The 17,009-nt window shown below is 63.2% G+C and carries 18 protein-coding genes; 7 read left to right on the top strand and 11 right to left on the bottom strand.

The annotated features are described in order from the left end of the window. Positions 1-142 precede the first annotated feature (142 nt). On the bottom strand, positions 143-463 hold the full coding sequence (locus tag NKH19_RS21060) for a DUF1330 domain-containing protein (protein WP_352870752.1): 321 nt from the start codon (positions 461-463) through the stop codon (positions 143-145). Between the two features lie 368 nt (positions 464-831). Between NKH19_RS21060 and NKH19_RS21055 the strand changes: the two genes are divergently transcribed. Beyond that, positions 832-1,767: a glycosyltransferase family 2 protein gene (locus tag NKH19_RS21055; protein WP_352870751.1), complete on the top strand. Its 936-nt coding sequence runs from the start codon at positions 832-834 to the stop codon at positions 1,765-1,767. A gap of 66 nt (positions 1,768-1,833) precedes the next feature. Here NKH19_RS21055 and NKH19_RS21050 read toward each other — a convergent pair whose 3' ends face one another. From NKH19_RS21050 to NKH19_RS21040, 3 genes are all read right to left on the bottom strand, one after another. Further along, on the bottom strand, positions 1,834-2,631 hold the full coding sequence (locus NKH19_RS21050) for a DUF1194 domain-containing protein (protein ID WP_352982743.1): 798 nt from the start codon (positions 2,629-2,631) through the stop codon (positions 1,834-1,836). 81 nt (positions 2,632-2,712) lie between these two features. Beyond that, entirely contained in the window at positions 2,713-4,545 is a 1,833-nt protein-coding gene (locus tag NKH19_RS21045; RefSeq protein ID WP_352870749.1) for an ABC transporter ATP-binding protein/permease, read from the bottom strand. A gap of 152 nt (positions 4,546-4,697) precedes the next feature. After that, positions 4,698-5,486, bottom strand: a complete 789-nt coding sequence (locus NKH19_RS21040; RefSeq protein WP_352870748.1) for a class I SAM-dependent methyltransferase — start codon at positions 5,484-5,486, stop codon at positions 4,698-4,700. Between the two features lie 215 nt (positions 5,487-5,701). Between NKH19_RS21040 and gloB the strand changes: the two genes are divergently transcribed. Both gloB and NKH19_RS21030 read left to right on the top strand, forming a co-directional pair. Then, entirely contained in the window at positions 5,702-6,469 is a 768-nt protein-coding gene (gene gloB / locus NKH19_RS21035; RefSeq protein WP_352870747.1) for a hydroxyacylglutathione hydrolase, read from the top strand. A 23-nt stretch (positions 6,470-6,492) separates the two neighbouring features. Then, positions 6,493-6,921 carry a cupin domain-containing protein gene (locus NKH19_RS21030; protein WP_352870746.1) on the top strand — a complete coding sequence of 143 codons (429 nt, stop codon included), beginning with the start codon at positions 6,493-6,495 and terminating at the stop codon, positions 6,919-6,921. Here NKH19_RS21030 and NKH19_RS21025 read toward each other — a convergent pair. Genes NKH19_RS21025 through NKH19_RS21015 form a run of 3 tightly spaced genes read right to left on the bottom strand, consistent with a single transcriptional unit; the run spans position 6,918 to position 9,322 of the window. After that, positions 6,918-7,592, bottom strand: a complete 675-nt coding sequence (locus tag NKH19_RS21025; RefSeq protein ID WP_352870745.1) for a lysoplasmalogenase — start codon at positions 7,590-7,592, stop codon at positions 6,918-6,920. The genes NKH19_RS21030 and NKH19_RS21025 overlap by 4 nt on opposite strands. Further along, complete coding sequence (gene yddG, locus NKH19_RS21020) at positions 7,589-8,503, bottom strand: aromatic amino acid exporter YddG (protein ID WP_352870744.1); 915 nt, start codon at positions 8,501-8,503, stop codon at positions 7,589-7,591. The genes NKH19_RS21025 and yddG overlap by 4 nt, the downstream gene beginning before the upstream one ends. Positions 8,504-8,536: 33 nt before the next feature. Continuing rightward, entirely contained in the window at positions 8,537-9,322 is a 786-nt protein-coding gene (locus tag NKH19_RS21015; RefSeq protein WP_352870743.1) for a DUF3108 domain-containing protein, read from the bottom strand. Positions 9,323-9,579: 257 nt separating this feature from the next. Here NKH19_RS21015 and rpmB point away from each other — a divergent pair, with 257 nt between their 5' ends. From rpmB to NKH19_RS21000, 3 genes are all read left to right on the top strand, one after another. Then, on the top strand, positions 9,580-9,876 hold the full coding sequence (gene rpmB, locus NKH19_RS21010; RefSeq protein WP_056583698.1) for a 50S ribosomal protein L28: 297 nt from the start codon (positions 9,580-9,582) through the stop codon (positions 9,874-9,876). A 162-nt stretch (positions 9,877-10,038) separates the two neighbouring features. Continuing rightward, positions 10,039-10,719, top strand: coding sequence for a queuosine precursor transporter (locus NKH19_RS21005; protein WP_352870742.1), 681 nt, complete (start codon positions 10,039-10,041; stop codon positions 10,717-10,719). A gap of 59 nt (positions 10,720-10,778) precedes the next feature. Beyond that, positions 10,779-11,459, top strand: coding sequence for a spermidine synthase (locus tag NKH19_RS21000; RefSeq protein ID WP_352870741.1), 681 nt, complete (start codon positions 10,779-10,781; stop codon positions 11,457-11,459). A gap of 236 nt (positions 11,460-11,695) precedes the next feature. Here NKH19_RS21000 and NKH19_RS20995 read toward each other — a convergent pair whose 3' ends face one another. From NKH19_RS20995 to NKH19_RS20980, 4 genes are all read right to left on the bottom strand, one after another. Next, the gene (locus tag NKH19_RS20995) at positions 11,696-12,661 is read right to left on the bottom strand and encodes an esterase-like activity of phytase family protein (protein ID WP_352870740.1); all 966 of its coding nucleotides are present in this window, start codon (positions 12,659-12,661) and stop codon (positions 11,696-11,698) included. A gap of 185 nt (positions 12,662-12,846) precedes the next feature. Beyond that, positions 12,847-14,745, bottom strand: a complete 1,899-nt coding sequence (gene cobT / locus NKH19_RS20990; RefSeq protein ID WP_352870739.1) for a cobaltochelatase subunit CobT — start codon at positions 14,743-14,745, stop codon at positions 12,847-12,849. Positions 14,746-14,756: 11 nt separating this feature from the next. Then, on the bottom strand, positions 14,757-15,743 hold the full coding sequence (gene cobS, locus NKH19_RS20985; protein ID WP_352870738.1) for a cobaltochelatase subunit CobS: 987 nt from the start codon (positions 15,741-15,743) through the stop codon (positions 14,757-14,759). A gap of 123 nt (positions 15,744-15,866) precedes the next feature. Further along, on the bottom strand, positions 15,867-16,487 hold the full coding sequence (locus NKH19_RS20980) for a J domain-containing protein (protein ID WP_352870737.1): 621 nt from the start codon (positions 16,485-16,487) through the stop codon (positions 15,867-15,869). Positions 16,488-16,676: 189 nt separating this feature from the next. Here NKH19_RS20980 and NKH19_RS20975 point away from each other — a divergent pair, with 189 nt between their 5' ends. Beyond that, positions 16,677-16,979: a BolA family protein gene (locus NKH19_RS20975; RefSeq protein WP_352870736.1), complete on the top strand. Its 303-nt coding sequence runs from the start codon at positions 16,677-16,679 to the stop codon at positions 16,977-16,979. Positions 16,980-17,009 lie beyond the last annotated feature (30 nt).

Raw genomic sequence — 17,009 nt, 5'->3', positions numbered from 1 at the left:
TGCCTAGGGTAAGTCTTTGTCGCAGAAGCATTTTCCCTGATTCGGAGCCCCGATGCACCTCAACTCTGTGAGATATTCGGGCTAGGCGATTTGTCGCGATCCCTTGAGCCACGCCCGCAACGTTGGATTGGTCTGGGACCAGTCAACTCAGAACATCCGTGGCCTTGTGCGGATATTCGACGCCATCGGCGAACACCACGTCGGACTCTGAATTGTCCGTACGCAGCGCCAATATCGCCTGGTAGGCGGGCGAGCTGTACCAGTTACGCGCATGCTGCCTGTCGGGAAATTCGATGATGATCAGGTGGCCCGGCCAGTCGTTCTCGATCACCTCCACATCGCCGCCATGAACCAGAAACCGGCCGCCGAAAGGCTTAAGCGTGGCATCGATCTTGTGCAGATATTCGACGATCTGCGGGCCCATCGTGGCCTGGCGCATATGGGCAACGGCGTAAGCGGTCATGATTTGTATTCCCTTTGTATCGAAGCCGACCAGCTGGCCTCGCAACAGCAATCTGCTCAAACGTTGAGCGCAAAGCGATTACGTCCGAGGTAATGGAATACGCGCTATCGGTCGCGCGTGTCGCTTCCGTGGTGATTCGCAAATGCTCTGTCCGGCAGTGCTGTTGCAATTGGAGCGCTAACAATGGGAATTCGTTATCTCGCGCGGGCCATGGACCGGCACGGTGAGTGACACGGGCAGCTGGTTTTTGTAACGTCACATCGACTATGAGGTGTAGCGGAAAGGAAAGTCCGATCCATTCGACCGTTCTGAAAATCGAAAAGTCCTGGATAGACGCGCAACCCTGCGCAGGAAACAGCTGACACGACATGGCCGGGATCATCGAACCGACACCTCTCATCACGGTCATAACGCCGACCCACGATCGGCGCGAATCAGTGTTGCGCGCCGTGGAAAGCGTGCTTTCCCAGAGCATGCCAAGGCTCGAGCATATTGTCGTTGACGATGGCTCGACCGATGGAACCGAGGCGGCGCTCGCCCGCATTCAAGACCCGCGGCTGATCTATGTCGGCGCGAAATGGCGAGGCGCCAACGCCGCCAGGAATGCCGGCATCGAGCGAGCGCGGGCGCCCGTGGTGACGTTCCTCGATTCGGACGACGTCTACCTGCCGCACCGGCTTGAACGGACCCTGGCCTGCTTCGATGACAATCCGACACTTCAGGTGCTGATCAGCTCTTTTGTCTCCCTGAAGGGCAACCGCGCCACCAATTGCGTCAACCGCGACGCATTCGTGAGCCCGACGATGCTGGAACGAACGCTGGTCGCGCAGACGATCTTCATCGCCGGCTCCGCGATAACCGCCCGTCGCGAGGCCTTGCTGGGCATTGGCGGCTATGACAGCGACATCACCCGGATGCAGGATCGCGAATTGCTGCTGCGGCTTGCCCGCCGCCATGGCGCGCGTTTGTCCGAGGACATCGACTGGACGAAATACAATTCGGAAAACTCGATTTCGGGCCGCCGTAACGGCTATGTCGAAGCCTATGCGAACCTGATGGGCAAACATCCGCATATTGCCGACGCCTACCCGCATATTCCGCCCTACATGATCTCGCGGCAGATTATCGCCGATATCCTCCGAGGCCGGATACCTCAAGCATTTGAGGGCTACATGGCCAATCGCTCGTCGACAGCGCTCGGCTACTCGTTGCCGGAGCTACTGCACGGCTATGTCCATGGCCGGCGCTGGCGCCGCGATCTCTACAACGAGTTCCGCGACAAGTTTGGCGCCCGACCGGCCTGATTGCATGTCGCCCAAAAGTGTCCAGCGGTTTTGGGACAACGACATGCACGACAAGTCACGGCAAGCTCACCGGTCGAGTTCCGGAAAATACGGATCTGACAGGAACCGCCTGTCCCGCTCGCCTTGCAGACAGTCTATCGGCGTGGCCGCGTCGACGGGGATGATTCTCGCCTTGTTCTGAATGCCGCTTACTTCGAGGATCGGCTTGCGCCGGATGGCCGTCGAAAATTCGGCGGCCGCATAGATCGGCAGCACGAAGGAACCGGGGCCCCCGGTCACGCACTGCGCATAATACTGGTCGAGATGACTGAAGGTGGGCGATGGGCTGATCAGGATCGGCAGGCCATTGACGACGATGCCTTTTGCGGTCGCCGCATCGCGCGTCGCGGTGACCGGCGGCCCGATATTGTTCGGACCGTCACCGGAAATATCGATGACGCTGCGTTCGCCCTCGAAGGACGTGCGATCGAAAAGCTCGGTGCCGAAGGCCAGCGCACCGGAAATCGAGGTGCCGCGGAAGCTCCGGAACGGGCGGGCCGCAACCTTGTCGGCAAAGCTGTTGGCGCTCTCGGCGCTGTCGATGATCTGCCAGCCGATGACCGCGTCGTCGCGCACCGTGCCGGCCCATTCGAAATAGGTGAGCGCGATCCGGCCCGTGGGGCCGGCGCGAACAGCCTTGATAAAGTCGGGATGCCGCAGCGCCTCGACATAACCGGCGCGCTGCAGGGCGAACTCCTTCTCGTCCATCGATAGCGAGATGTCGACCGCCAGCACCAGCTCGACGTCGACGGCCAGCGCATCCGGCGGCGAGGCGGCGGCCTGGGCGCAGGCAAGACAGGCAAGCAGGCGCAGAGCATCAAGCATGGCCGTGGCCAGGGTTGTTTCTCCCGACAAGCTTGCTGCGCGATCACGGCAAAATAAAGCTTTGCACCCCTCGCCTGGATATCAGCTTACTTTCTCGCGGCGAGCGACGGCAGGCGGCGGTTCGATCGCGCCGGCCCTGACGCGGGCGGGCTTCAGAGCTGGAGCGCCGGAATCCTTGACGATCGTCAACGCGCGAGGAAAGAACTGATTGTTGTGCTGGCCCTGCCCGATGTTGAGGATCGCAGTCCCAGGCAAACGCTTCTCGAGCATCGTCAGCACCCGCCGTAGCGACGGGCCGTCGAACGCATCCAGCGCTTCATCGATGATCACCCATTTCGGCCGCCGCAAGGCGAGCCTGGCGAAGGCCAGCGAGCGCTGTTCGTCATCGCCCAGCTCGTGGTCCCAGCGCCCGGCGCGGTCGAGCGACGACGACAGCCGTTCGAGACCGACCTCTGCAAGCACCGCCGAAATGTCGGCATCGCTCGCCGGCGCGGCTCCATTCGGATGATCAAGCACCTCGCGCAACGTACCGACCGGGAAATAAGGGACGCGCGGCACGAATATTGGGGGTTCCCCCGCCGGCAAACTGATCCGTCCGCTGCCCCATGGCCACAGGCCGGCAATGGCGCGGAAGAACAGCGTCTTGCCGGCGCCCCGGTCGCCGGTGATCATGACGCGCTCGCCGGGGCGGATTTCGACATGCTGGTCGGCCAGCCTGGTGCAGCCCTCCGGCGAGGCCACTTCGAGCTTCTCGAAAGTCAGGCTGCCATTGGCGTTTTCGCCAAAGGCGATGCGCCTCTCCGTGTCGTGCAGCACATCGGTTTCGTCGAGCGCGATGCGGAAGTCGGCGACGCGCATGAGCGTGGCGCGCCAATCGGCGATACTGCCGATGTTGTTGATGAACCAGCGCAAGGACGAGTGAACCTGGTTGAAGGCGCCCACCGCCATCATCAGTCCGCCAAAGCTGATATCGCCTGAGAAATAGACCGGCGAGGCGACCAAGATGGGTGCCACGACCGTGATCCAGCCATAAGTGTCGGTCACCCAGGCCAGGTTGATCTGGGCGCTGTAGATGCGCCGCATGGCGCCGAGCACCGTGCCGAGGTCGAGTTCGAGCCGTCGCCTGGCGTCGGCCTCGCCATGGTACAACGCAATGGCATCGACATTTTCGTTGACGCGCACCATCGAGGAGCGCAGCTCGGCTTCGCGCGTGTAGCGGTCGCTGTTCAGGCCGATGAGCGGGCGTCCGACCAGCCAGCTCAACCAGGAGGCGGTGCCGGCATAAAGGATGGCAGCCCAGACCATGTAGCCCGGTATGGCCAGCGCGGTCCCGCCGATGTGGAACACGAAGCCCGAGGACAGCTCCCACAGCACGCCGACGAAGGATACGAGCAGGATGAGCGACTGCAGCAGCCCGACACCGAGGTCGGTCGACAGGTCCGAGAGGTGCGCAGCATCCTGCTGCATGCGCTGGTCGGGATTGACGCCGATGGCGCCTGCATTGGCCAGCCGGAAGGCGCGCGCGGGCCTCGTCCACTGGTCGATCAGGTCCAGCGTCAGCGCCTGGCGCAGCCTGAGCCGGATCATCTGGTTGAGCCAGGTCTGGCCGACATTGAGCACCAGCAGCCCGCCAGCAATGGCCGCAAAGACGAGAAGCTGGTGCAGGAAGGCCGCCATGTCGCGGCGCGCGAGCGCATCGTAGAAAGGCTGATTCCAGCGGTTGAGGAGAATCTGGCCGATCGACGTTGCAATGATCACGGCCATGATGCCAACCGATGTCCAGAGCAACCACTTGCGAACCGGCGATCCCGCCAGCGCCCACCTGATCGTCGCCACCTGATCGCTCAGGCTGCTGGCTTCAACCGCCACGGCAACCGGCTGAACGGTGGCGGCATAGTCCGGTTGATCAGCCATGGCCGGGGTCCTTGCGTTCAGTGCTGAAACCGGTTGGAGAGACTTGAAGGCATCCGTCGTTCAAATGGACTGCCAGATGCGCTGTCAAGATGCGCTGTCAGTCCACTTGCGACAGATAGGCAGGGAAACGACGCCAGGCACTCTTGCCGTGATCACGAAGCCGTCACCCGCGCAACCGATGGCTTGGCATCCCCGGGCTCATTTCGGCGGCCGAGCCGGGTTGCGCCATGCGGCGACAGCACCGGCACGAAGACGCGGCGCGAGGCGCGCTGGGCGACCGGCACGCCTTGATAGAGCCGCTTCTGTGCCTCGACGACGATGACCCCGGAAAAGATCGGCCATAGCCGCCGGCCGACGCGTTCCAGCACATTATGGAACCGCATCATGAAGCGCCGCCGCGACGGCGGAAAGAACAGCGCATCGGACCATGAGGCGGGCGTGAAATTCGCCTCGCGCAGCAGTTCGGTCAGCTGGCCGCGCGAGAAAGGCCGGCCATTGCCGAACGGCGTGTGCTCGAAGCGCGCCCAGACGCCGCGCCGGTTGGGCACGACGATGACGACCCGGCCCGCCGGCGACAGCACACGCCAGATCTCGTTCAGCGTCTCACGCGGGTTCTCGACATGTTCGAGCGAATGGACGAGCAGCATGCGGTCGATGCAGGAATCGACCAGCGGCAACTCCTCGTCGAAGACCAATGCCGTCGCCGTCGGCCCCGTCGCCGGCCACACCACCGCGCCCTGCGTTGCCGGCATGAAGGCGAAGACCCGCTCGGCATCGGCGCCGAAGCGCTCCAGCCAAGGCAAGGTGTAGCCGAGACCGACCAGCCGCTCGTTTGGCACGGCTGCCCATATCGACGACAACGCCATGGTGATCGAATGCTCGGCGAACCGGCCGAGCGTTGTCGAATAGAAGGAGCGAAGATCGACGATGTCGGAATGCATGGCAGGGATGTAGCCGTGATATCGTCGGGTTTCAACAAAAGGCCTTGATGACCGGATGACATCCGCGAGCCAGCGCCCTATGTCTGCGGCGATTCCCGCATCGGCCCGAAAATCGGTTTCGATTTCGGAAAGCACGATGCAGCAGATAAAAAGTGTCAGAGCGTCCTTTGTGCGTCCAACTGGACGCACAAAGGACGCTCCAACGGAGAGATGCGATGCCGGTCGAAATCGAACAGTTCATGTGCCGCACCGACAATTTTGGCGTGCTGGTGCATGACCCCAAAAGCGGCCAGACCGCGATCATCGACGCGCCCGAGGAAGCGCCGATCCTGGCCGCGCTCAAACGCACCGGCTGGACGCCGACGATGATCCTGACCACGCATCATCATGCCGACCATGTCGAGGCCAATCTGGCGCTCAAGGCGCGCTTCAAGCTGCGCATCGTCGGCCCGGAAGCGGAAAAAGCCAAGATCCCCGGCATCGACGAAACCGTCGAAGGCGGCTCGGTTCTTCACCTTGGTGATGAAAAGATCGAGGTGATCGCCACGCCCGGCCACACAGCCGGCCACGTCTCCTACTATTTGCCTGGATCGAAAGTGGCGTTCACCGCCGACACGCTGTTTGCGCTGGGGTGTGGGCGGCTGTTCGAATGCAAGCCGCCGATCATGTATGATTCGCTGAAGAAACTGGCGGCGCTTCCGGCTGAAACGGTCGTCTATTGCGGCCACGAATACACGCTCTCCAACGCTCGTTTCGCGCTGACCGTCGACCCGACCAATTCGGCGCTGAAGGAACGCGCCGCCAAGATCGAGGCGCTGCGCACCGCCGACAAGGCGACGCTGCCGACGACGATCGGCGAGGAACTGTCGACCAATCCCTTCCTACGCTGGCACGATCCGGCGATCCGCAAGCATCTTGGGCTGGAGAAAGCCTCGGACGCCGAGGTCTTTGCCGAAATCCGCAAGCGCAAGGATAATTTCTAAAGCCCGGTGGTATCCTCGAAGCCATGACCAGCTCCGCCGAAATCATCGCGACGCTTGGCCTGAAACCGCATCCGGAAGGCGGCTGGTACGCCGAGACCTTTCGCGATGACGCCGGCGGTGCGCGCGGTCATTCGACCGCGATCTATTTCCTGCTGGAACGGGATCAGGTTTCGGCCTGGCACCGGGTCAAGGACGCCGCCGAGGTCTGGCACTTCCATGCCGGCGCCCCGCTGGCGCTGGCGATGTGGGAAGAAAGCAGCGCCGTTGTCGAGCAGGTGCTCGGCATCGATCTCGCAGCCGGCGAGCGGCCGCAGATCGTCGTCCCGGCAGGCTGGTGGCAATCGGCGCGCAGCCTGGGCGAATGGACGCTGGTCGGCTGCACGGTCGCACCGGGTTTTGACTTCGCCGCCTTTGAGCTGGCAGCACCTGGCTGGCAGCCGAAACAACCCTAACGCAACAAGAACCCAAGCGTGATCGCGAGCTGGGCCGCGCAGTAGAGCACCCAGACGGCAAAGCGCATCCAGGCGCGGTGCGGCGAGATGGCGGCCACCAGGAATTTCTCCGTGGCGAGCAGACCGTCCGATGCCATGAACAACATGGCGCCGCCGATAATCCAGACGCTGCTTGTCGTCAGCGCCGAAACGCCCATCGCCAGGATCGCAGCGACATAGACGGCGATCGGAACGCGCAGGCCGGGGCCGACGCGTCGCCACAGCGCCGCCAGCATGACGATCGCAAACACCGCAATGGCCAGCGCGATCGCCCCACGCCACGATTCGGCGCCCAGCAATTCCAAGCCGCCGCCGCTGCGCAGGAACAGCACGACATAGACTATATGGGCGACGAGAAAGCTGGCCAGCCCGCCAAGAAAGGCCTTTTCGCCGTCGCGCGACAGGAAGGCGTCGCCAACGGCGCTGATCGCGAGCGCGGCGACCAGCAGCAGCGGCCCGCCTTGCAGCGCCGCCAGCACGGCAAGCATCGCCACGGCAAGCGTCTTTGCCGCCGAGCGTGCGAGCGTCGGCGGCATGCCAAGCGTGAAGGCGTAGATCACCGCGGCCGCCAGCGAAAAGATCAGCGTCGCGTTGGCGTTGGCGTCAATGCCGCCCGGGAACGGCATCGTCATGCCCCGGCTCTGCTTTCGGATGCCCCGGCTCCGCTCTCGGTCACGGCGGGCTTGCGCAGGAACAGCGACTTTGCCGCCAAGGCCGCCCCGCCGGTGATGAGCACACAGGCGGCGACGATGCGCAGCGATGGCTCGGCGACACCGGCCGCGATCAGCACCAGCGTCGACAACAGCGGTGCGGCGTAGCTTGCGGCACCCAGTACCTGGATGTTGCCGCGTTTGACGCCGATGTCCCAGGCATAGAAGGCAGCACCGACCGGCATCAGGCCAAGGCCAAGCACGGCCAGCCACTGCCCGGCGTCGTCAGGCAGAACCGTTTGTTCCAGCGCCAAGTGGCAGGCGAGCGACAGCACCGCGGTCGCGGCGCAGAACCAGGTGACGATGCCGGTCGGCACCGACGGAAAGCGCCGCGACAGCAGCGAATAGGACGACCACAGCACGGCGCAGACGGCGGCCATGGCATAGCCGAAGGCGTAACGGGCGTCGAAGGCCAGCCCACCGCCCTTGGTGACGATCAGCACGGTACCTGCAAGGCCGAGCAGCGCGCCGACGACATGGTTCCAGGCAAGGCGCTCGCCCGGCATCAGCGCCGAGCCAAGCACGATCAGCAAAGGCCACAGATAGGCGATCAGGCTCGCCTCCACCGCCGGCGCATTGCGCAGCGCGGTGAAGTAGAAGAAATGGTAGCCGAACAGGCCGGCAATGCCGATCAGCCAGACTTGGCGAGGGATTTCCTGGCCCTTGTCGGGCGCCGGCATGAACAGCCGCGCGACGAGCCCGACCCCGGTGCCGATCGAGAAGGTGATCGCCGACAGCAGGAACGGCGGCACCTGGCCCGACCTATCGGTGAGCAGCGCCAGCAGCGCCCACATGGCGACCGCCGAAAAACCGATCAGCGTTGCGCGCGCCATTCCATCTCCAGTGGCGCGCGTATGGCGCCTGCCCTACTGTACTGCCTCGAAACGCCTGGCGCTGATGGTCAAGGTGCCGATCTGCGTGCCCACCGTGGCGTGGATCGGCGCATATACGCCAGTTTGGCCGAGCGATGCAAACGTCACCATCATGCGGCTGCGGTTCTTAAGATAATTCAGCGCCTTGCGGCCCCTGCGGTAGCCCGCCACCGGCTCGAAGCCCATTCGGCAGGTGATGGTGTCGCCCTTGTAACCCGGCACCGAGATCGTGCCCTTCGAAGCGTAGGTCAGTGTCAGATCGGCACGCATCTCGCCGTCATAGAACCTCACCGTGCGGCCACAGACCTGGTCGAGACTGTCGGCATGGATGACGGTGGCGGCCAGCGGATCGAGCACGGAGACCAGATCGCCGGCACCGATCGGCACCCAGCTCTTGGGGTCGCGCTTGCCCGGCGCCGGGACGACCCGCGTCGAGGTGACCGCGCCATCTGCAAAGCGGATATCGACCGTCGATGCCTTCTTGCCAGAGGTGTAATCGGCACGGAACGCCCGCGGCACCATCTTCTTGCCCGAAATCGTGCCTTTCGACGAGATCGTGCCGCGCGTGTCGTCGAACAGCCTGGCCAGACCCGCGGCGGTAACGCTGCCTTCGATCGCGTAGGCGCCGTTCTCATAGTGGCTGGCAAACGTCGATTTCGCTATCGAAAGACCAAGGAACGACACTGTGTACTCACCCTTAAACGACTGTGGCGAGGCAGCAGAAACGGCGGACGGCAAGGCAATGGCGAGCAGGGCAGCAAGGGCATGGCAACGAAGCATGGCGGGATCTGGTCCTTGATTTTCGGCCGGAGGCGGGCAACTCCGGTCTGGCATGTCCCTATGAGACCGCTTATAGGGTGAATTCCGGCCTTAATATGAAATGCCGGGCGCGTCCGTGGGGAAGCCGGTGCTTGACGCCTCGGCGAAATGCAACTATGGAACGCCAACTTTTTCCATAAGGCCGCCTGACCAGAACCGCGCGCCACCCGGCGTGGGCACAAAGGTTTGGCAGACCCCGAGAACTGAAGGTTAGAACCATGTCCCGCACCTGCGAACTCACTGCCAAGGCAGTCATGTCCGGCAACAATGTGAGCCACGCCAACAACAAGACCAAGCGTCGCTTCCTGCCGAATCTCGTCAATGTGACGCTGATTTCGGAAGCGCTGAACCAGAATGTGCGCCTGCGCATTTCGGCCAACGCGCTGCGTTCGGTCGAACATCGCGGCGGTCTCGACGCCTTCCTGGCCAAGGCCGACGTCAAGGAATTGTCGCAGCGCGCCCGTCTGTTGAAGAAGCAGATCGCCAAGAAGATCGCCGAGCAGCCCGCTGCCTGATATCGTTTAAAGGCGGGGGACGAACCGCCCTGGCCAACCTCTTGTTGGCCTTGGGCATCGGATGGAACCCGCAAGGTTTCGGCAATCCGGTGCTCAAATACGAAGCGAGCATCGCCCGGATGGGCATGATGCTCCGCTGGTTCCATTACCCAGGATAAAAAAATGACTTCCTTCTCGCGATACCTGCCATTCGTGGCCGCCATGGCGCTTGTCGTCGTGGCGTCGAACATTCTCGTGCAATTCCCGATGCAGGGCCAGATCGGCGGCCTGTCGCTGGCCGACCTTTTGACCTGGGGCGCCTTCACCTACCCCTTCTCGTTCCTGGTCACCGATCTCGCCAACCGCCGCTACGGGCCCACCGTGGCGCGCAGGATCGTCTTTGTCGGCTTCATGACGGCGGTGGTTTGCTCGATCCTTGTCCCGCCCTTCCTGTTCCGCCACGGCCTGATCGAATTCGAGACCGCCGCCGACCGGCTGGTGCGCATCGCGGCGGCGTCCGGCGCGGCGTTCCTTTCCGCGCAACTGCTCGATGTGACCGTGTTCAACCGGCTGCGCCGGCAGAGCTGGTGGCGGGCGCCGATCGTCGGCACGCTGGTCGGATCGGTGTTCGACACCGCGGTGTTCTTCACCGTCGCGTTCTCGGCCGCGTTTGTCCTCGCTGGTCCGAACGACAGCTTTGCGCTTGAAACCGCACCTTTGATGGGCGTCTTCCATATCGATGCCATGCGCTGGGTTTCCTGGGCGCTTGGTGACCTGTCGGTGAAGCTGATCATCGCGGTGGTCGCACTCATCCCCTACCGGCTGCTCGCCACCCGCTGGAGTCAACCGGCAGTCACGGCTTAAACCATGATCCCGAAAAGTGGGACCCGGTTTTCGGAAAAGATAATGGTCGGACAAAGGCCATGATTCCGTGGGTCCAGATAGACTCCGCGAGGACCCCGGATGGCGCACAGGAGCTTCGCCTCAAGCGGCGTGGCACCGAATTCTCGATCATGCTCGGCACCAACGAGCTGATGAACAGCCGTCTCAGCGGCTCCGAGGAAGCGCTGGCAAACCTGTCTTGCCAAAGGATTGCCGGCCATCGGCAGCCAAGGATCCTGATCGGCGGGCTTGGTATGGGCTTTACGCTGCGGGCCGCACTCGCAGAGCTCGGCAATGACGCCAGCATCGTCGTCGCGGAGTTGGTCCCGGCGGTCGTAGCCTGGGCACGCGGTCCGATGGCCGAGATCTTTGGCGGCTGTCTCGACGATCCGCGCGTCATCATCCGAGAGACCGACGTCGGGCAGTTGATACGCTCGGAGCCCGCCGCCTGGGACGCCATCCTGCTGGATGTCGACAACGGCCCGGAAGGCATCGTCCACAAATCCAACGATGCGCTTTACAGCCTGCAGGGACTGGGCGCTGCGCGCGGCGCCCTCAAGCCGGGTGGCGTCCTGGCGGTTTGGTCGCAAGGCCCTGACAGCGGCTTCACGCGGCGGCTGAAGCAGGCAGGCTTTACGGTCGAAGAGGTCAACACGCGCGCCAACGGCAAGCGTGGCGCGCGCCATGTCATCTGGATAGCCGCCAACGGCTCACGATCCTGACCGGATGCCGTCGTAGCTCTATTAATGAACGGTCGACCCCCACTCCGTCGAGCTTCGCTCGCCACGCTCGCCGATCGACGGGGTAGAGGAAGGACATGCGTTCGCCAACCAAGCTCGTTCCTCTCCCTCCGGAGGGAGGAGAGTTGGCGCTGCGAAGCAGCGACGGAGTTGGGGAAGGCGTCCGACCAAAATCGAACCCGCCGTCCTCGACTTCAGGTCCGCGGTTGGAACGTCGCTCAATCCTGGTGCAGGATGAATTCCAGATAGAGATTGCGCTGCAGGATCGAGTGGTTGTCGTCGGAAATCATCGACACCATCAGCGCACCGTCGTCGCGGGTCCAGACGTCGAGCCCTTCCATGTTATCAATCTGATAGCCCATGTCGGCTTCCAGCAGCACCGGCCCGTCGGCGACGGCGCCCTTCTCGACGCTCTCGCCATAGATGCGCCGCAGCCGCATCTTGACGCCTCTGGCCATCGAAAAACTGCGCTCCAGAAGCAACAGGTCGCCATCCGGCAGGAAGGCGCCGTCGGTGATGTCGAAATCGCCGTTGCGCTTGACGGTAAAGACGCCCTTGTGCGGCCCTTCGATGATGGCGGCGTAGATGTTGCCGGCCTTGTCGAGGCTCTTCTCGGAGACCACCACCAGCCCGCCCTCATGCTGGCCGTAGGCATTGGCGTGGGTGACGGTCTCGAAGCCGCGATTCTGGCGCAGCTCGTGGGCCGGAACCACGAAATCCAGCTGCCTGAACGGCGCCTTCATGTCATGGGAGGCGATCTTGAACTGGGCGACGCGGTGGTTGCGCTCGAAGCCGACGGTGGCAATGCCGTCCTTGACCGCGAGGCCTTCCGCATCGACCTCCCATTTCTTGTCGATCGGCCGACCCGTCTCGTCGACCATCTGCTGCATGCGGAAATTCTGGATACCGGATGGACGCTTGTCGGCGTCGCGGACCACCGTGCCGAAGAACCAGAACCCGGTGTCGGCAACGCCAATGAAGTCGCCGCCGGCCTTCAGGAAGCGGAGGGCCGACAGCGCACCGAAATCGCGCGTCGGCGATGTCATCTCCAGCCCGCCGACGAATTCGAGCGTACCGAACTGCTTGCCGGCACGGCCAATGTGGAATTCGGTGATCGGGCGGGCCGAAACCTCGACCGGTTCGACCGAGGTGGAATCAGCCGAACCGGCTGCGGCCGAAGCCATGCCGGTAAGCAGGGCAATGGCGGCGAAAAGCGTTTGCCGAAAGCAATTCCAGGAAAAGTGTGAAACGGTTTTCCCGGGAAAAGCGCATGGCGCTTTCCCTTGGGAATTGCGTAAGAACAGAGAGTTAGAGCGGTTCGGCATTTCCGTGAAACGATGAGCCGCTCTAGAACCGCCGCGCGAAAAGATCATCCGGCGCGCCGCACGCCGCCGCGCCGCGTATCCTTGGCGCTCTCCTCGGCGAACAGCGAAGCCAGTTGCTCGGTCATGGCGCCGGCCAGTTCCTCAGCATCGACGATGGTGACGGCACGGCGATAATAGCGCGTGACGTCATGGCCGATGCCGATGGCCAGCAGTTCCACCGGCGAGCGCGTCTCGATCAGCTCGATGACCGCGCGCAGATGGCGCTCGAGATAATTGCCAGGGTTGACCGACAGCGTCGAATCGTCGACCGGCGCGCCGTCCGAGATCATCATCAGGATCTTGCGCTGTTCCGGCCGGGCGATCAGGCGGTTATGCGCCCACAACAGGGCCTCGCCGTCGATGTTTTCCTTGAGCAGGCCCTCGCGCATCATCAGCCCGAGATTGCGCCGTGCCCGCCGCCACGGATGGTCGGCCGATTTGTAGATGATGTGGCGCAGATCGTTGAGCCGGCCGGGGTTCGGCGGCTTGCCGTCCTTCAGCCACTTCTCGCGCGCTTGCCCGCCCTTCCAGGCCCGCGTGGTAAAGCCGAGGATCTCTACCGAGACGCCGCAACGCTCCAGCGTGCGTGCCAAAATGTCGGCGCAGGTGGCGGCGACCGTGATCGGCCGGCCGCGCATGGAGCCGGAATTGTCGAGCACCAGCGTCACCACCGTGTCGCGGAATTTCGTGTCGCGTTCCTGCTTGAAAGACAGCGGCTGCATTGGATCGATGACGACACGCACCAGCCGCGCCGGGTCGAGGTAGCCCTCTTCCAGGTCGAAATCCCAGGAGCGGTTCTGCTGCGCCATCAGCCGGCGCTGCAGCCGGTTGGCCAGCCGGCCGACGACGCCCGACAGGTTGGCAAGCTGCTTGTCGAGGAAGGCGCGCAGCCGGTCGAGCTCTTCTTCCTCGCACAGCTCCTCGGCGCCGACCGTCTCGTCGAAAGCGGTGGTGAAGACCTTGTAGTCGATCTCCTTCGGCAGATTGGTGAAGGGATTGTCGTTGCGGCGCGCCTCGCCAGGCGTCTCGGCGTCTGCATCGTCATCGTCGGACAGGTCGTCGGCGGTGGCGTCGGAGGCTTCGGTCTCGGCCGACTGCTCGTCATCGGCCGATGCCTCGGCATCCTCGGACTGCGACTGCTCGGAGCCGGAATCCTCTTCGCCGCCCTCCTCGCTCTGCTCCTCGCCTTGCGGCTGGTTGTCGTCATTGTCCTCGGAATCTTCCGTCTCCTGGTCGTCGCCGAGTTCCTCGGCCATCTCCATGGAGGCGAGCATCTCGCGCACGACGCGGGCGAAGGCCTGCTGGTCGCCGAGCTTGGCCGACAGTCCGTCGAGGTCGGCCTTGGCCTTTTCCTCGACCCAAGGGCGCCAAAGTTCGACCAGCCGCTCACCGCTCTTCGGGATCGGGCGGCCGGTCAGCTTCTCGCGCACCATCAGCGCGAGTGCTTCCTCGATCGGCGCGTCGACCTTGTCCTTGATGTCGACGAGGTTGGCCTTGGCGTATTTGTCCTCCAGCATCGAGCCGATGTTGTCGGCGACGCCTTGCATGGCGCGTGAGCCGATCGCCTCGACGCGGGCCTGCTCGACCGCATCATAGATGGCGCGGGCCGCCTTGCCTTCCGGCGCCAGCCTGGTGTGGATGCGCACATCGTGACAGGCGCGCTTCAGCGCCATGGAATCGCCGAGGCCGCGGGTAATCGCAATGTCGGTCTTCGACGCCTTCTTCGGCAGTTCGGGCAAACGCGCCCGGCTGCCGGCGAGTGCCGGCCTATCCTTGGCGAAGCCGACCTCAAGTTCCTTGTCGCCGGCGATGGCACGCATGCAGACGGTGACGGCGCGCTTGAAGCTGTCGGCTTCAGACCCCGTCTTCGACTTGTTGCGCGTGTTGTCGCCCGGACCCGCCATCGAGACTCTGCTTAGCCCAGCACCACGTTGGCCGCGCTCTCGGGCAGATCCTCGCCGAAGGCGCGCTGATAGAACTCTGCCACCACCGAGCGCTCGAGCTCGTCGCACTTGTTGAGGAAGGTCAGCCGGAACGCCATGCCGATATTGCCGAAGATCTCGGCATTTTCGGCCCAGGTGATGACGGTACGCGGGCTCATCACGGTCGACAGATCGCCGTTGATGAAGGCCGAGCGCGTCATGTCGGCGACGCGCACCATCTTGTTGACGATTTCCTTGCCCTTGACGTCGCGATAATGCTTGGCCTTGGCCAGCACGATAGCGACTTCATTGTCGTGCGGCAGGTAGTTCAGCGTGGTGACGATCGACCAGCGATCCATCTGCGCCTGGTTGATCTGCTGCGTGCCATGATAGAGACCGGTGGTATCACCCAGGCCGACCGTGTTGGCGGTCGAAAACAGCCGGAAGGCCGGATGCGGGCGGATAACCCGGCTCTGGTCGAGCAGCGTCAGCCGACCCGACGATTCCAGCACGCGCTGGATCACGAACATCACGTCCGGACGGCCGGCATCGTACTCGTCGAAGCACAGCGCGACATTGTGCTGGTAGGCCCAGGGCAGGATGCCGTCGCGGAATTCGGTGATCTGCAACCCATCCTTGACGACGATCGCGTCCTTGCCGACGAGATCGATACGGCTGACATGGCTATCGAGATTGACGCGCACGCAGGGCCAGTTGAGGCGGGCGGCGACCTGTTCGATATGGGTCGACTTGCCTGTGCCGTGATAGCCCGACACCATGACCCGGCGGTTGTAGGCAAAGCCGGCCAGGATCGCCATCGTCGTGTTCTTGTCGAACAGATAGTCCGGATCGATGTCGGGCACATGCTCTGATGTCACCGAATAGGCCGGCACAACCATCTTGGACTCAAAGCCGAATTTCTCCTTCACCGACACCGTCGTGTCGGGCAGGTTGGCGATGTCGCGATCGACCTTGTTCATATCTCTCAACGTCTCCACGGGCGAAAAGCCTGATTTCGCCGGCAATCGATTTTGTCCGGGGGCGGTCTTAGAGCCTTTTCCAACCTTATGAAAGTTGGAAAACGACACGAACCGTATGGTCGCTCAGCACAGGCCCGCCTGTTTGAGCACGCGATAGGCCTGCAGCACATCGCGGAACCGGTCTTCCGAACCTCTGTCGCCACCATTCGCATCCGGATGGTGGAGTTTCACCAGTTCCTTATAGCGCGCCTTGATCTCCTTGCCAGTCGCCTTTGTATCAAGGCCAAGCGTTTCCAGCGCCTTGGCCTCAAGCGGCTTGGCCTTGCGCGCGCGCGCCTCGCGCGGATCCTTTGGCCCCTTGAACAGGTCGAACGGGTCGCGCATGCGGTTGTAGTAGCCGGCGCGGCCGGAACGCATCTGCGCCACATCCGGCGACGAACGCGTCGAGGCGCCGTTGACGCCCATCTTCCAGGTCGGCCGGTGACCGGTCATCGCTTCCTTCTGGAAGCGCGCGACCTCGGTGTCCGGCACGCCGGAGAAATAGTTGAAGCCCTTGTTGTACTCGCGCACATGGTCGAAGCAGAAACGGAAATACTCGCCCTCCTTCATCCGCCCGACCGGCGCGCGATGGGTGCCCGCCTCCTTGCAGCCGTCCCACTGGCAAATCGGCGAGTGCGACTTCAGCTCCGCGTCCTTGTCGGGGCGGACGCGAATCTTCTCGAAATATTTGGGGTACGGCTTCATCTAACCCATTTATGGGGCGTTCGCAGATGCGAAACAAGAATTGACATTTTCGCGATCATCGCCCTAACCGCTGAATCGCGGCATAAAGCAGGCGAATGGCGGATTTTGTTGCACGGCAGCGACTTTTGCGAAGACCGATTTTCGGTTTCAGGCTGATGCGCCAGCCATATGTGGTGAAGGGAGACGGCGATGTCCATACAGGCGACCATGGAAGACAAGCTCAACAAAGCATTTTCGCCGGAGCGGCTGGTCATCATCAACGAGAGCCATCTCCATGCCGGCCATCACCACCACGGCTCCGAACATCACGGCGCCTATGACGGCACCGGCGAGACACATTTTCGCGTCCGCGTCGTCGCTTCCGCCTTTGCCGGCATGAGCCGCATCGACCGCCACCGCGCCGTCAATGAACTGCTTGCCGACGAACTGAAAGCCGGCGTGCACGCGCTGGCGATCGAACCGGCGGCTCCCGGCGAAAAGACCCGCTGGTAGCCAAGGGTCCGACGCCCACTTTCCGCGCGC

The organism is Mesorhizobium sp. M1338 (assembly GCF_040318045.1).
Taxonomy (GTDB): domain Bacteria; phylum Pseudomonadota; class Alphaproteobacteria; order Rhizobiales; family Rhizobiaceae; genus Mesorhizobium.
This window is presented reverse-complemented; position numbering and strand designations above follow the sequence as displayed.

Bases quoted from the DNA above. Each gene is read 5' to 3' on its own strand.
- NKH19_RS21050 (WP_352982743.1), bottom strand. From the start codon at position 2,631: ATGCTTGATGCTCTGCGCCTGCTTGCCTGTCTTGCCTGCGCCCAGGCC.
- NKH19_RS21045 (WP_352870749.1), bottom strand. From the start codon at position 4,545: ATGGCTGATCAACCGGACTATGCCGCCACCGTTCAGCCGGTTGCCGTG.
- NKH19_RS21055 (WP_352870751.1), top strand. From the start codon at position 832: ATGGCCGGGATCATCGAACCGACACCTCTCATCACGGTCATAACGCCG.
- yddG (WP_352870744.1), bottom strand. From the start codon at position 8,503: ATGGCGCGCGCAACGCTGATCGGTTTTTCGGCGGTCGCCATGTGGGCG.
- NKH19_RS20975 (WP_352870736.1), top strand. From the start codon at position 16,677: ATGTCCATACAGGCGACCATGGAAGACAAGCTCAACAAAGCATTTTCG.
- NKH19_RS21005 (WP_352870742.1), top strand. From the start codon at position 10,039: ATGACTTCCTTCTCGCGATACCTGCCATTCGTGGCCGCCATGGCGCTT.
- NKH19_RS21025 (WP_352870745.1), bottom strand. From the start codon at position 7,592: ATGACGATGCCGTTCCCGGGCGGCATTGACGCCAACGCCAACGCGACG.
- NKH19_RS21030 (WP_352870746.1), top strand. From the start codon at position 6,493: ATGACCAGCTCCGCCGAAATCATCGCGACGCTTGGCCTGAAACCGCAT.
- gloB (WP_352870747.1), top strand. From the start codon at position 5,702: ATGCCGGTCGAAATCGAACAGTTCATGTGCCGCACCGACAATTTTGGC.
- cobS (WP_352870738.1), bottom strand. From the start codon at position 15,743: ATGAACAAGGTCGATCGCGACATCGCCAACCTGCCCGACACGACGGTG.
- NKH19_RS21015 (WP_352870743.1), bottom strand. From the start codon at position 9,322: ATGCTTCGTTGCCATGCCCTTGCTGCCCTGCTCGCCATTGCCTTGCCG.
- NKH19_RS21000 (WP_352870741.1), top strand. From the start codon at position 10,779: ATGATTCCGTGGGTCCAGATAGACTCCGCGAGGACCCCGGATGGCGCA.
- cobT (WP_352870739.1), bottom strand. From the start codon at position 14,745: ATGGCGGGTCCGGGCGACAACACGCGCAACAAGTCGAAGACGGGGTCT.
- rpmB (WP_056583698.1), top strand. From the start codon at position 9,580: ATGTCCCGCACCTGCGAACTCACTGCCAAGGCAGTCATGTCCGGCAAC.
- NKH19_RS20980 (WP_352870737.1), bottom strand. From the start codon at position 16,487: ATGAAGCCGTACCCCAAATATTTCGAGAAGATTCGCGTCCGCCCCGAC.
- NKH19_RS20995 (WP_352870740.1), bottom strand. From the start codon at position 12,661: ATGGCTTCGGCCGCAGCCGGTTCGGCTGATTCCACCTCGGTCGAACCG.
- NKH19_RS21060 (WP_352870752.1), bottom strand. From the start codon at position 463: ATGACCGCTTACGCCGTTGCCCATATGCGCCAGGCCACGATGGGCCCG.
- NKH19_RS21040 (WP_352870748.1), bottom strand. From the start codon at position 5,486: ATGCATTCCGACATCGTCGATCTTCGCTCCTTCTATTCGACAACGCTC.